Source organism: Flavobacterium sp. WC2409 (assembly GCF_041200085.1).
Classification (GTDB): Bacteria; Bacteroidota; Bacteroidia; order Flavobacteriales; family Flavobacteriaceae; genus Flavobacterium.
The window spans coordinates 3,754,398-3,768,200 of sequence record NZ_CP165625.1; the positions used below are offsets into that span (position 1 = coordinate 3,754,398).

A 13,803-nucleotide genomic window follows, 5' to 3' on the forward strand; every position below is an offset into this window, starting at 1 on the left:
ATGCTAAAAATCATTTTACACCATTGCGCTTTTCTACTACACAAAACCATGAAAACGAATCATTTTATGATTTTTGTCAAAAATCGACTTGTTTGTACCTTTATTTTGGGTATTCATGTAAAATAAATAGTAGTTCGAACTAAAATATGTAATTTCATCCCATGGAAATAAATAAAAAACAGTGTTACTTTCATCTTGCAGTAGTACTCACAATTGTACTGATGGATCTTTTCTCTGATTATGTATATGGAGGGAGTGAACGATTTTTAGGTAACTTTCAGTTGTCTTTAAATTATATGAGAGTCATTATGTATACAGCAACTTTTACAACTTATGCAGTTAATTTTTATTTTGTGTGTCCTTATACATTAGGAAAGAAGCATTATGTAAGATTTGCGATTGGTGTTGTTTTCTTGATTGTTATTTTTGGACGTGTGCGATACTTATTAGAAGAAGTACTCCTTTTTGAATTTACTGGAAAGCACAATTATTTTGAAGAATCACGAAAATTTTTATTTTACACCTTTGATAATTCGATTTACGCCATAAAAGGAATTTTGTATAGTACTTTGGTTTATTTTTTCTTCGAGTACGCGACAAACCAACATAGAATTCATAAATTAGAACTGGATTATAACAAAGCAGAACTTAGCTTATTGAAATCGCAGCTAGAGCCACATTTCTTATTCAACACGCTAAATGCTTTTTATACAGATTTAGTTGATGATAAGCCTGAAATTGCCAAAGACATTCTGCGTTTGTGCCAACTACTGCGGTATGTAACCTATGAAGCTGGAACTGATTTTATGCCACTTTCTAAAGAAATAAATTTCATTGAAGATTATATTTATCTGCACCGGAAAAGATTTGAAGACACCTTATTTTTAGAGTACGATGTTACGGGAATCGTAAGTGATCAGCCTGTACCTTCCTTAGTTTTTATTCATTTTGTTGAAAATATTTTTAAACATGGTGTTGTCACTAATAGTGCTTTTCCAGCAAAAATAAGTATCATTGTTACCGACGAATTTATTAGTATGGAAACAGCTAATCTAGTTTCGGTTGCGGAGCAATACAGTGCAAGCGGAATAGGAAAAGAGAATTTAAAACGAAGATTGAGTGCCATTTTTAAGCAAGATTATATCTTGCAGTACGATCAATCTAATGATATCTTTACAACAATTCTCAAACTACCATTTAAAATTAAATCATGAAAATATTAAAATGCCTTATCGTAGATGACGAACCGCCAGCGATCCGACTTTTAGAAAAATATGTGAGTAAAGTTCCGTTTTTAGAGTTGATTGCAACCACAACCAGTTCCTTAGAAGCACTTTCTAAAATGGAAGAGGGTAGTATTGATCTTGTATTTATGGATATCCAAATGCCAGATCTAACCGGTTTGCAATTATCGAAGATTGTAAAGGGAAAAACAAATATTATTTTCACTACTGCATATCCACAATTTGCACTTCAAAGTTACGAGGTAGATGCAATTGATTACTTATTAAAACCTTTTGAATTTGAACGTTTTTACGAAGCCGTTTTAAAAGTGAAGCATACCTTTCAAACCGAAGTAAAAGAGTCGCAAAAGGAAGTCTTAAAAGAGGTCAATGAATATATCTTTATCAAAACCGATGGTAAAAATAATTTCGAAAAAGTGTACGTTAATGATATCTGCTACATTGAAGGCTTGAAAAATTATGTTGCGATTCATCTAAAAGAAAAGCAAGTCATCACTAATAATACCTTAAAGAGCATCGAGGATTTTTTACCTGCTGCTGAATTTGTAAAAACTCATAAGTCGTTCCTTGTTTCTCTCCGTCATATCACAAAAACAGATTCATTATGTGTTTATATCAATGGCAACAGCATTCCAATAGGCGATACCTATAAAAAAGAACTTTTTGAAATTATTCAACAAAGAAAATTATAATTACTTGTGATGCCTCTTTTTGTAGATCAAAACTATAATATTCATTAATTTTGAATCCTCAAACAAAATAAAATATGAATAAGATTACTAAAATATTAGCAGTTGTTGTTACATGTCTTGCTATAGGTTATTTCTCTGGTATCGTTACAAAAGCTGCTATTACCACATGGTATCCTACATTAGTAAAACCCAGTTTTAATCCGCCCAATTGGATTTTTGCTCCGGTGTGGAGTATGCTTTATATTATGATGGGTATTGCCGCAGGGCTGGTTTGGGATCAAATTGATTTTGAAAAAGAGTTAGTAAAAAAGGCTTTAGTTCTTTTTGCAATTCAGTTGGGATTAAATGCTTTGTGGTCGTATTTATTCTTTGGTCTACACAACCCCATGTTGGCGGGAATAGAGATTATTCTTTTGTGGTTAATGATATTTGAAACCTATACTCAATTCTCCAAAATCAATAAAATAGCGGGTTATTTATTTATACCGTATTTGGCTTGGGTCAGTTTTGCAATGGTGTTGAATGCAAGTATTTGGTGGTTGAATAGATAAGTTAGTCGAAAGATAAAAGTCGTAAAGTCAAAAAGTCTCAGTATTGAAGACTTTAGTTGGAAATTAAACGATTCCGTTGCCAATAAATATTAACTATAGTTTTTTGAATTCGATATTTTTGGTAAATAAAAAATCCATTACGCTTAATGCATTATTAGTTTCTGCAATTGTTTTAGATTTTGGGTCTGCTTCACAGAATTGAAGGAACAGTTCTATTTCATCTGGTTTTAGTTTTAAGGTTTCTAGAAAATAGTTCTGATCACAAGTTGTATTAACTAAGTCTTTGAATTTTATTTTTGGCACCTCTTTTTTTTGAGGTTCTTTTTCTTTTGCCAAAAGACCAAAAAGCATACCTCCAATTCGCATGAAATTAGCCTCGTTTTCAATTGTTCCAGTGTTCACTCCAATTACTTTAATGGAGCTGGTAGCTTTTTCTAAAGCGTATTCATCTAATTTTTTTTGCTCGTAATTGGCATCTGAACATAAATGAATTGAAGGTATATTTGTAATTACCACTTCATTTAGCTCTTCTGCTTTTAAAAGCAAATCAATAATTAATTCGCCATTTGTAAATAGTTTAGGGTTTATGGTAAGTTTTTTTAATTGATGTTCTTTCGATATAAATACAAGAACATCATTCGTTTTTGCGACAATTGAAAATTCACCGTTTGGATCAGAAACAGTAATAATTTTTGAATTTGCATTAATTACTTCCACTTTTGCGACAGCATAATTATTAAATACGACTTTGCCTTTGATTGTTTGTGAGAAGCTAAATTGAGAAGTGAATAAAATTAGGGTGCTGAGTAGTTTTACTTTCATAGGTTTCGAATGGAATAACTTGATAGTAAAATTATTAGATTCGTCTTAATGAAAACTTAGCAAAGGTGTAATTCCTTGTTAATTAATGGTTTGTAAAATATTTTTTATATGGCATTCGCCAATATAAATCCGCTTGTCCATGCATTTTGAAAGTTAAATCCTCCTGTAATGGCATCAATATTTACTATTTCTCCAGCAAAATATAGATTTTTATGCAATTTGCTTTCCATAGTTTTGAAGTTGATTTCTTTTAAGTCAATTCCGCCAGCAGTTACAAACTCTTCTTTAAAAGTGCTTTTTCCATTGACTTGAAAAGTTCCATTTGTCAATTGATTGGCTAAGTTTTGCAATTGAGTTTTTGATAAATCAGCCCATTTTGTAGTACCGAGCGTAGTCGAGGTATCAATTCCTGAGGAAAGAACTAAACTTTCCCATAAACGGTTGGGGAAGTCAAATGGTGATTTCTTAGAGACCGCTTTTTTTGCGTGTTCTTGTTTTAATTCCTTTAATTTTTTCTCTGCATCAGTAGCGTCAACATCATTCAGCCAATTCACGAATATGTTGAACTGGTAATTTTTGTCATGTAGTATTCGGGCACCCCAAGCGGATAGTTTTAAAACTGCTGGTCCACTCATTCCCCAGTGCGTAATCAATAGAGGACCTGTCGATTCGAGTTTGCTGTCTTTTACTTTTACTGTTGCTAATGCAGCAACTCCGGGTAATTCCTTGATTCGTGAATCCTTGATGTTAAAAGTGAATAGGGAAGGGACTGGGCTTACAATGGCGTGACCATACGTTTGTAGCATTTCCCATATTTTAGGATTGCTTCCGGTGGCAAGAATTAATTTCTCCGCAATGTAATTCTCGCTTTGCGTTTCTATTTTCCAAATATTTTCTTTTTTGAAAATAGATTGTACACTTTGTCCTGTCAAGACTTTTATGCCTAGTTTTTGTGTTGCGGTTAAAAAACAATCAATTATGGATTGTGAGGAGTTAGAAACGGGAAACATTCTTCCATCGTCTTCCATTTTTAATTCTACGCCATGTTTTTCAAACCATTCAATTGTATCTCCAGAACAAAACTGATGGAAGGGACCGCGCAGTTCCTTTTCTCCACGAGGGTAAAATTTCACCAATTCATTGGGTTCAAAACAAGCATGTGTCACATTACATCTTCCTCCGCCCGAAATGCGTACTTTTTGCAATACTTCTGCTCCACGTTCTAGGATGGCGACTTTGAGTTTTGGGTTTTTCTCAACGATGTTAATGGCAGTAAAAAAGCCTGCTGCACCACCACCTACTATTATTATATCAAAATCTTGATTCATATTTTTGTTGTTTTTGCTTAAAGCAAAATTTATAATCTATCGGGAAAATCAGATATGATTCCGTCTACTTGATATGTTTTTATTCTTTTTATGTCTTCAGTTTCATTGACCGTCCAAGGGAATACTTGAAATCCTTTTTCCTGTAATTGGGCCGTATTTTCTTTGTTTAACAAATGAAAATAAGGATGAATGGATTTTGCTTGGATAACTTTGGCGAAAGCCAATGCCAGATCCAAATCCGTTTCTGTTATAACCCCAATAGGAATTAGTGCGTTTGCAGCAGCCACTTTTTGTAAAGCGTTCCAATCAAAACTAGAAACCAAAAATTGACTGTATATCCAGTTTTTTTCTGAAACGTATTTTTCAATTAGATCCACTACTTTATCTGCAGTTTCAAAACTTTTTAACTCAATATTGATGTCACATTTTTGATCAATCAAGTTTAGAACTTCTGATAAAGTTGGAATATGATGTTCTTTTTCTATGAGAAAACGTTTTAATTCAAGCAATGAAAACTGTTTTACAAAACCTTTACCATTGGTTGTTCTATCGATTGTTTCATCGTGAATAACCATTAATTCATTATCTACACTTAAATGAACGTCAAGCTCAATTCGATTAGCATGAAGGTCGATGGCTTTTTGAAAACCTATTAAGGTATTCTCGGGTTTATGCCCTTTTGCACCTCGATGCCCAATTTTTAACATGGTATAGATTTTTTACAAAGGTAGCTAAAATAAAAAAGCACAAACCGTGTTTGGATTGTGCTTTTCATATTTTATGGGACTGTTTATTTTTCTAATAGAATAATATCAAATGGAGAATCGATGGTCACCTTACCATTTGTTACTGTAGTTTCTTTTCCAGAATAGGCATCTTTTAATTTTGTTCCATTAGCAAAAATAGTTCCTACTGAAAGTTCTTTTTTGCCTATTGGTAAATCCAGTCCAATAACTACTTTATCAGTGTAATTCCCTTTAGAATACGTTCTTGAAAAAGTATAAGGTTGCGCAGAAATTTCTTGGTGAACTCCAGCTCCAATTGCGGGATGATTTTTTCTAAACTGTCCTAGTTTTTGCCAGTGTAAAAGTGCTTTTTGCGTATCAGAATTTGTTGTTATATCGTCCCAATTCATCATGGATCGCAAGGTGGCATCGCCTTCTGTACCTTCGACAATTAAAGAACGCGCTGACTCGTCTCCGTAATAGACTTGTGCAAGTCCTGGAGAAAGCAATAATTTTGTTGCAGTTTCTTTGTTTTTGGTTCTTGCCGCATCAAAAGGGCCTCCATCATCATGTGAAGACAAATAGTTTAAAACACTATATCCTTTTAATTCTCCGTTTAAGATTTTAGAATATTTAGAGAATATAAATTCATAGTCTTTTTGTGCATCCCATTTGAATTCGAAATTGATCATGTTGTTAAATCCGTTTTCGTAATAGTTTACTTTTTTATCTCCAAAATCAAAATATTTACCTGCACTAATGTTGTAATTGTAGACTTCGGCAATGGTGTAAAAAGAGTTGTTATCTAGTACTTTCGTAGGATTGTTTTTTTTCCAAGTTGCAAATGCATAATTACATTGTGTTTTAAAATCGGACCAAACACTTTCATTAGTATGTTTAACCGTATCTGCTCTATAACCATCAATTCCGTATTCAGCGATATAATCGGTTAGCCATTTTATGATATAATTTTTTGGGGTTCTAGGGTATCCCGTTCTTTTGAAAAATGCATCCAATGAAGTGACTTCTTTTTCATAACGCCCTTCTTTTTTCCATTTTTCGATTAAAAAAGGAGGAAGTGTAACTTCTTGATTGCTTTCGGTTTTTACATCGGGAAGGTTTTTTACTAAGGTACAAACGGTTGTAGTTTCAAAGGATTTATAATCACATTGTGGTCCTGTTCGCACCCAATCCGAAGGCCAAATAGTGTCATCATTTGTTACTGGTCCAGTGTGGTTTATTACGCCATCTAGAATAATACGAATGCCATGTGCATGTGCTTTTTGAACCAAAGCGGCCAAATCTTTTTTAGTTCCAAAGTTAGGATCTAAAGCAGTCCAATCCCTAGCCCAATAGCCATGAAAGCCATAGCTTAAGCCAGTTCCTTCGTCAACGGCATCATGTATTTGTTCTACAATAGGTGTAAACCAAATGGCATTTATTCCTAATTTATCAAAATAACCTTCGTCAATTTTTTTAGAAATACCTAGAATATCTCCCCCTTTAAAACCACGAAGTTTTCCAGCAGTTTTATTTCTGTTAAAGTTTAAATCATTGGATTTATCTCCATTGTTAAAACGATCAGTCAATAAAAAATAAACACTTGCTGACTCCCAAACAAATGGGGTTTCACTTATTGAATTATTTTTCTTAATTGTTTTTGTACTGGAACAGCTAGCAAAGAATGCCATTGTAAAAAGTAAAATGAGGGCTGTATTTTTTTTCATATTTTTATTCGAAAAGTAAATTAAAGAGATGTATCAAGTATCTAAAACTATTCTAATTCTAATATCAAAACAGATTTACTGTTTATATTAATTTCATTAGATAAGTTATAAGTATGATCAGTTAAGATATCTTTTCCTGTTTTATGGGTTTTGATGTTTTCTTGAAAACGATCTGTTTTTATAGTATGATCTTCCTTACTATTGTTCATAACAATCATTACCGTTTTGTTTTCGGTATATCTAAAATAAACATAGACATTGTGTTCGGGGATATAGTGGGTCATTTTTCCGAAATGAACCGCTTCATTGGTTTTCCTCCAATTAAAAAGTTTCGAAGTAAAGTCGAAGTATTGATTTTGCCAGTCTGTTCTTCCTTCTTTTATGAATGCATTATTTTCATCATTTTTCCAACCTCCAGGAAAATCTTGTCTAATATCAGCATCTCCTTTGTTTTTATCTCCTCTCATTCCTATTTCACTACCGTAATATAATTGAGGAATTCCTCGTACAGTAGCGATCAAGGCCATTGCCATTTTATACTTGTTGAAATCATTATTGTAGAGTTCGTTAAATCGACTGGTGTCATGATTTTCAGCAAAAACCATAATGTTATTTGGATTTGGATATAAAAAATCTTCTGTAAAATTATCATACATTTTCACCATCCCTTTGTTCCAATTTCCATCATCTTCGTTAAAAACAGTCTCAATAGCATCATGTAACGTAAAATCCATTACACTTGGTAAGTTTGAATTGAAGTTTTGGATGGCTCCAATTTTACTATCTTTTTGCCAATACGCCATTTGAGCTTGACTTTGCATCCAAATTTCCCCTACAATATTAAAATTTGGGTATTCATCAGTAATTGCTTTTGTCCAAGAGGCAATTCCTTTAGGGTCAGAATAGTTGTAGGTGTCTACTCTAAAGCCATCTACATTTGCATATTCAATCCACCAAATTGCATTTTGTTTCAAATAATTTAACACCAAAGGATTTGATTGGTTTAAGTCGGGCATTGAGGGAACAAACCAGCCATCTAAACATACTTTTTTATCAAATTCAGAGGCGTTGATGTCGGTGATTGTTGATCTTTTATGATTGGTTTGCGTATAATTATCAAATTGATGCACCCAGTCTTTTGTTGGCAAGTCTTTCATCATCCAATGTTCAATTCCCCAATGATTGGTTACATAGTCCATGACTAATTTCAAATCTTTTTTATGCATTTCTGATGAAAGACGAACATAATCTTCATTGGTTCCATAACGAGGGTCAATTTTATAAACATCAGATTGCGCATAAGTATGATAAGAGAAAGCGGGGTCATTATCCTCACAAAGTGGTGTACTCCATATTGCTGTTGCTCCCAGCGATGAAATGTAGTCTAAATTGTTTATAATACCTTGTATGTCTCCTCCATGTCTTCCACCAGGTAAATCACGATTGTATTTTTCGACAGTGTTGTCGTTACTGTCATTGTCTGGATTTCCATTAGCAAAACGATCGGGCATTAATAAATATAACATATCAGAGGCATCAAAACTTTTGCGTTGAGCAGAGTTTTCACGTCTTTTTTTGATGGAATATTTTTGAGTAAATAGTTCTTTGTTGTTGCTTTTAAAGCTAAAAACTAAATCGGTAGAAGGTGTTTTTTGTGTGTCAATAGTCACAAAAATATAGTTGGGATTTTCTGTTCTTTTGACATTGATTATTTTGGTTTCATTTGAAACGGTGACTTGATATTTAGCTATGTCTTTGCCATAAAACATAATCTGTAAATTTGGATTATGCATTCCCGCATACCAAAATGGAGGTTCGATTTTATCGATTTGAGCATTTATGGATAGGGACATAAAAAAAAGGAATAGGGTTATTTTTTTTATAAAAGCTTTGTTTTTTGACTGCGTGTAACCAAATTTATTCATATTTAAGGATATTTTGAACATTATTGAAATTATTTTATGGTAGATGGTTAGAAAAGTAGGATTACTAAAGAAGTATTAGTTTAAATTAAACAATCCCAATAAAATTGGGATTGTTTGTAGGCAAATTAGCCTTTTCTAAGAGAAAGAATTATCTACAAGTTCTTTACAATTAAATTGTTATAGAGTAGGGGAAACAACAACTGGTTTGCCATTTACGATTATTGTCAATTCCTTTGTTCCATCTACTGAAAAAGTGGTTTGATTGTGATTGATAGCCACTTTTAGAATTTGATTTCTGAAATTTATTTTAAAGGAGTACCCTTTCCATTCTTTTGGAATTTTTGGAGAAAAGTGCAGCGTGTCATTTTTTACTCGCATTCCGCCAAATCCTTCTACGATACTCATCCAGGTACCAGCCATTGATGTAATATGACACCCTTCTTCTACTTCTTTGTTGTAATCATCTAGATCTAGTCGCGATGTTCTTAAGTAGAATGTATATGCCATTTCCATTTTGTCAAGGGAAGCCGCTTGAATGGAATGAACACAAGGCGAAAGAGAGCTTTCATGTACTGTGAACGATTCGTAAAACTCAAAATTACGTTTCAGTTCCTCTTTAGAGAAATGCTCTTCAAAGAAATAGAAACATTGTAATACATCGGCTTGTTTGATATAAGGAGAACGTAATACTCTGTCCCAAGACCATTTTTGATTGATGGGGCGTTGTGATTTGTCTAAGTCTTTTACAGGAACAAGATCTTTATCTAAAAAGCAATCTTGTTGCAAGTAGATTCCTAGTTCTTCTGATTTTGGGAAATACATATTTCCTGCTACTTTCTTCCATTCTTGCAATTCAGCATCAGATAATTTTACTTTCTCAATAATACGTTTATGATCTGATGGGTATTCTAAAGAAACTTGCTGAATTTGTTCTTGCGCATAATCAATACACCATTTAGCAATATAATTGGTGTAGAAATTATTGTTGATGTTGTTTTCATATTCATTAGGACCTGTAACTCCTAGAATAACATATTGATTTTTGTCTTTGGAGAAATTTGCTCTTTGATGCCAAAAACGAGCGATACCTATTAATACCTCTAATCCTTTTTCTGGGATGTAAGAATAATCGCCAGTAAAACGGTAGTAATTGAAGATTGCAAAAGCGATAGCCCCATTTCTATGTATTTCCTCATGCGTGATTTCCCATTCATTATGGCACTCTTCACCATTCATGGTAACCATCGGGTATAATGCTGCGCCATCTTTGAATCCAAGGTTTTTCTCGGCATTCTCAATTGCTTTATCCAGTTGATTGTAACGGTACGTCAATAAGTTTCGAGCTACTTGTTGGTCTTTGGTCGCCATATAAAATGGAATACAATACGCTTCAGTATCCCAATAGGTTGATCCTCCGTATTTTTCTCCAGTAAATCCTTTTGGACCGATGTTTAATCGGCTGTCTTTACCTAAATAAGTTTGGTTCAATTGGAAAATATTAAATCGGATACCTTGTTGCGCTTTCACGTCACCGTCAATAGTAATATCTGACATTTCCCAAATTTTTGCCCAAGCATCAATTTGATCTTGTAACAATTGATCGTACCCTTTTGTTAAAGCAAGTTGGATTGTTTTTTCGGCTGCTGTAAAAGTATTTGTATGATTTAAAGAAACGGTATATCCCCCTATTTTTTGAATAGATGATTTTTTGCCTTGAGCGACAATAACAGCATAACTACTTTGAATTTTGTCTGTACCTGTTTCAAAGTTGCTAGGTGAAATATTTAAGTTTCGACCATTTTCTAAGATGCTGTTTTGCATAAAAGTGGTCACTTTGAAATGTGTTTTGAAGGTTTGTGCTGTAACAAAAGCTTCGTTGCCTACATGTTTTACTTCAAGTGGCTCCCAGAATTTTTCATCCCAGTTGGCGTCCTCATTTGTTACACCTGCATCGATGTACGGTTTGTAAACTATTTTTGCGTCTTTATTTAATGGCGTAATTTCATAATTTATGATACCTACTTCGTCCAAATCCAATGAAAGTAAGCGACGTACGTTTACGTCGATTTCAGTACCATTTTTTAGCTTGGCTTCAAATGAACGGTTGTACCATCCTTCTTTCATATTCAATTCACGACGAAAATGGTTTACTTCAACACAGGTGTTTAAATCTAAATTCTCGCCATTGATTTCAATATCAATTCCAATCCAGTTGGGTGCATTCAATACTTTTGCAAAATATTCAGGGTAGCCATTTTTCCACCAACCCACTTTAGTTTTATCTGGATAATAAATCCCAGCAATATAACTTCCTTGAAAAGTAGGGCCAGTATAATTTTCTTCAAAATTAGCACGTTGTCCCATAGCACCATTTCCAATACTAAAAAGGCTTTCTGATGATTTTACGCTTTCTGAATCAAATCCTTCTTCAATGATGGACCAATTGTCTGGTTTTATATAATCTTGGTTCATTTTTTTAATTTTATTTAAATACTGAAAATTAGCTTTCCAATAATTTCAATTCTTTATTTATTAATCAATTTTTCGATGAAAGCAAATTCAATATGAGTGAAATCCTCAAAAATATACTTAGCTTCATGAAGTGTTTTTTCTTCGCCAATTCCTATGCTTGTCATTTTACCAATATTGGCTGCTTGAACACCAGCAACAGAGTCTTCAAAAACAATAGCATCTTCCGGTTTTGATCCTAATAATTTTGCTGCTATCAAGAAAACTTCTGGATCAGGTTTGGCATTGGTAACATCATTCCCGTCAACAATAGCATCAAAATAATGTATGATTCCTGTTTTTTCAAGAATAGGTCTTGCATTTTTACTTGCTGATCCTAATGCTATGGGTTGGTTTTTATCTTTTAAAAACTGTAGAATAGGCATTACTCCGGGTAAGATTTCACTTTGATCCATATCAACAAGATAGGTGAGATATTCTTCATTTTTTTGAATCAACCATTTGTTTTTATCTTCTTGTGACGCTTCAACTTTTCCTAATTCTAATATAATATCAAGAGAACGTACACGACTTACTCCTTTTAATAGTTCATTGTGTTCTAGTGTGAAATCAATATTTAATTCTTGTGCAATTTTTTGCCATGCTAAATAATGGTACTTCGCGGTATCTACTATAACTCCGTCAAGGTCGAATATGAATGCTTTTTTATTCATTGATTGTAATTTTGGATTCGTCATTAATAATAAGAGCAATAATTCCGGCAAGAATCATGGAAGCTCCACCAATTAATAATGCGTATATGGGTTCATTGTTAAAAATTTGGGATACTAAAAATCCTAGAATGGATGCAGCAACTAGTTGCGGAATTACGATAAAGAAGTTAAAAACTCCCATGTAATACCCCATTTTGGCAGAAGGTAAAGAGCCAGATAACATAGCATAGGGTATTGATAAAATACTTGCCCATGCAATTCCAACTCCTATCATTGGAAGCCATTCCATAGTAAATGTGGTAGGTTCTTTTATGAAATAGATAGATATAAGACCAATTCCACCGCAAACTAATGCAGCAAAGTGGGTGAATTTTCTACTCGTGTATTTTGCTAATAAGGGCAATAAAAAAGAAGCGATTGCGGCAATTAAATTGTAGTTAGCAAACATTTCTCCCACTTGATTTGCTCCTGTATTGTAGGCAACTGATGTGGTATCAGTCGTTCCGTAAATATGTTGTGTTACGGCAAGAGTGGTGTAAATCCACATGGAGAAAAGGGCAAACCAAGAAAAGAATTGTACCCAAGCCAACTGTTTCATGATTTTTGGCATAAACTGGAAATCATTCATAATGGTAACAAAACCATTTTTGGTGTTATTGGTTTTTTGCATTAATCCTGAAGCAACCATTGCGAGACCACCTAAGCCAATAAGCCCAAGAGATAAAACGTATAAATCTTTCTTTAAATCAAAATGATAAATTACAAATGAAAATAGGATACTTACAATTAAAAATAGAGTTCCCTTAGTTAAATGAGATTTTCCGTTGGAGGTAAACCATTCTGCTGAATGATCTTCTTTTACAAACGTGATTTCTTTGTGTTTTTCAAAAGCGGCTAATTCTTCTGGCGAATATTCTTTGGACGTAATTACAGTCCATAGAACAGTAACTATAAATATAATACCACCAAAATAAAAGGAATATTTTACAGAGTCTGGAATAATACCTAAAGGAGCAGTGTTTTGAACACCCAAATGAGTAAAAATTAAAGGCAATTTTGACGCAAAATAGGCACCAATTCCAATGAAGAAACTTTGCATAGCAAACCCCATGGTACGTTGCTTTTCAGGAAGATTATCTCCTACAAATGCACGGAATGGCTCCATAGAGACATTGATCGAAGCGTCCATAATCCAAAGCATTCCTGCCGCAATCCATAACACTGGAGAGTTTGGCATAACAAATAGAGCTGCCGAAGCTAAAATTGCTCCTGCTAAAAAATAAGGTTTTCTTCGTCCTAATTTGGTCCAAGTTCGATCAGAGAAATAACCAATAATTGGTTGAATAATTAATCCAGTTAAAGGAGCAGCAACCCATAAAATAGGGATGTCATCAATGTTTGCACCTAAAGTCTGAAATATTCTACTAACATTAGAGTTTTGCAATGCAAATCCCATTTGTATTCCTAGAAATCCAAAACTCATGTTCCAAATTTGCCAGAAACTTAACTTACGCTTTTCCATTATCGTAATTTATATTAATAATACGATAAGCGCGATGCTTATCAAAACTTGTTCTTATTTTCGAAGTAAAAGTAAAAGCTTTGAG

The 13,803-nt window shown here is 33.5% G+C and carries 11 protein-coding genes; 3 read left to right on the forward strand and 8 right to left on the reverse strand.

Annotated features, from left to right (window positions below; genetic code table 11):
- Positions 1-161: 161 nt before the first annotated feature.
- The 3 genes from AB3G34_RS16090 to AB3G34_RS16100 all read left to right on the forward strand — a co-directional run bounded on the left by AB3G34_RS16090 (position 162) and on the right by AB3G34_RS16100 (position 2,487).
- Positions 162-1,214, forward strand: a complete 1,053-nt coding sequence (locus tag AB3G34_RS16090) for a sensor histidine kinase (RefSeq protein WP_369753013.1) — start codon at positions 162-164, stop codon at positions 1,212-1,214.
- Positions 1,211-1,936 (forward strand): LytR/AlgR family response regulator transcription factor, encoded by a 726-nt coding sequence (locus AB3G34_RS16095; RefSeq protein WP_369753014.1) that lies wholly within the window; start codon positions 1,211-1,213, stop codon positions 1,934-1,936. The genes AB3G34_RS16090 and AB3G34_RS16095 overlap by 4 nt, the downstream gene beginning before the upstream one ends.
- Positions 1,937-2,010: 74 nt before the next feature.
- Positions 2,011-2,487, forward strand: a complete 477-nt coding sequence (locus AB3G34_RS16100; RefSeq protein WP_369753015.1) for a TspO/MBR family protein — start codon at positions 2,011-2,013, stop codon at positions 2,485-2,487.
- Positions 2,488-2,580: 93 nt separating this feature from the next.
- Here the strand turns inward: AB3G34_RS16100 and AB3G34_RS16105 are convergent, their stop codons facing one another.
- The 8 genes from AB3G34_RS16105 to AB3G34_RS16140 all read right to left on the reverse strand — a co-directional run bounded on the left by AB3G34_RS16105 (position 2,581) and on the right by AB3G34_RS16140 (position 13,718).
- Entirely contained in the window at positions 2,581-3,309 is a 729-nt protein-coding gene (locus AB3G34_RS16105; protein WP_369753016.1) for a hypothetical protein, read from the reverse strand.
- A 104-nt stretch (positions 3,310-3,413) separates the two neighbouring features.
- A complete protein-coding gene (locus tag AB3G34_RS16110) occupies positions 3,414-4,637 on the reverse strand; it encodes an NAD(P)/FAD-dependent oxidoreductase (RefSeq protein WP_369753017.1) in 1,224 nt (407 codons plus the stop codon).
- Between the two features lie 29 nt (positions 4,638-4,666).
- Positions 4,667-5,344, reverse strand: coding sequence for a glycerophosphodiester phosphodiesterase (locus tag AB3G34_RS16115; protein WP_367773230.1), 678 nt, complete (start codon positions 5,342-5,344; stop codon positions 4,667-4,669).
- Positions 5,345-5,427: 83 nt separating this feature from the next.
- Positions 5,428-7,089: an alpha-amylase family glycosyl hydrolase gene (locus AB3G34_RS16120; protein ID WP_369753018.1), complete on the reverse strand. Its 1,662-nt coding sequence runs from the start codon at positions 7,087-7,089 to the stop codon at positions 5,428-5,430.
- Positions 7,090-7,136: 47 nt separating this feature from the next.
- Positions 7,137-9,014: a glycoside hydrolase family 13 protein gene (locus AB3G34_RS16125; RefSeq protein ID WP_369753019.1), complete on the reverse strand. Its 1,878-nt coding sequence runs from the start codon at positions 9,012-9,014 to the stop codon at positions 7,137-7,139.
- A gap of 177 nt (positions 9,015-9,191) precedes the next feature.
- Positions 9,192-11,486 carry a glycoside hydrolase family 65 protein gene (locus tag AB3G34_RS16130; RefSeq protein WP_369753020.1) on the reverse strand — a complete coding sequence of 765 codons (2,295 nt, stop codon included), beginning with the start codon at positions 11,484-11,486 and terminating at the stop codon, positions 9,192-9,194.
- A gap of 53 nt (positions 11,487-11,539) precedes the next feature.
- Positions 11,540-12,196 (reverse strand): beta-phosphoglucomutase, encoded by a 657-nt coding sequence (pgmB, locus tag AB3G34_RS16135; RefSeq protein ID WP_367756796.1) that lies wholly within the window; start codon positions 12,194-12,196, stop codon positions 11,540-11,542.
- Positions 12,189-13,718: an MFS transporter gene (locus AB3G34_RS16140; protein ID WP_367773238.1), complete on the reverse strand. Its 1,530-nt coding sequence runs from the start codon at positions 13,716-13,718 to the stop codon at positions 12,189-12,191. Before AB3G34_RS16140 ends, pgmB begins: the two co-directional genes overlap by 8 nt.
- Positions 13,719-13,803: the final 85 nt, after the last annotated feature.

Excerpts from the sequence above, each read along its gene's own strand:
- pgmB (WP_367756796.1), bottom strand. The coding sequence starts at position 12,196 with ATGAATAAAAAAGCATTCATATTCGACCTTGACGGAGTTATAGTAGAT.
- AB3G34_RS16125 (WP_369753019.1), bottom strand. The coding sequence starts at position 9,014 with ATGAATAAATTTGGTTACACGCAGTCAAAAAACAAAGCTTTTATAAAA.
- AB3G34_RS16105 (WP_369753016.1), bottom strand. The coding sequence starts at position 3,309 with ATGAAAGTAAAACTACTCAGCACCCTAATTTTATTCACTTCTCAATTT.
- AB3G34_RS16110 (WP_369753017.1), bottom strand. The coding sequence starts at position 4,637 with ATGAATCAAGATTTTGATATAATAATAGTAGGTGGTGGTGCAGCAGGC.
- AB3G34_RS16115 (WP_367773230.1), bottom strand. The coding sequence starts at position 5,344 with ATGTTAAAAATTGGGCATCGAGGTGCAAAAGGGCATAAACCCGAGAAT.
- AB3G34_RS16100 (WP_369753015.1), top strand. The coding sequence starts at position 2,011 with ATGAATAAGATTACTAAAATATTAGCAGTTGTTGTTACATGTCTTGCT.
- AB3G34_RS16130 (WP_369753020.1), bottom strand. The coding sequence starts at position 11,486 with ATGAACCAAGATTATATAAAACCAGACAATTGGTCCATCATTGAAGAA.
- AB3G34_RS16090 (WP_369753013.1), top strand. The coding sequence starts at position 162 with ATGGAAATAAATAAAAAACAGTGTTACTTTCATCTTGCAGTAGTACTC.
- AB3G34_RS16140 (WP_367773238.1), bottom strand. The coding sequence starts at position 13,718 with ATGGAAAAGCGTAAGTTAAGTTTCTGGCAAATTTGGAACATGAGTTTT.
- AB3G34_RS16120 (WP_369753018.1), bottom strand. The coding sequence starts at position 7,089 with ATGAAAAAAAATACAGCCCTCATTTTACTTTTTACAATGGCATTCTTT.
- AB3G34_RS16095 (WP_369753014.1), top strand. The coding sequence starts at position 1,211 with ATGAAAATATTAAAATGCCTTATCGTAGATGACGAACCGCCAGCGATC.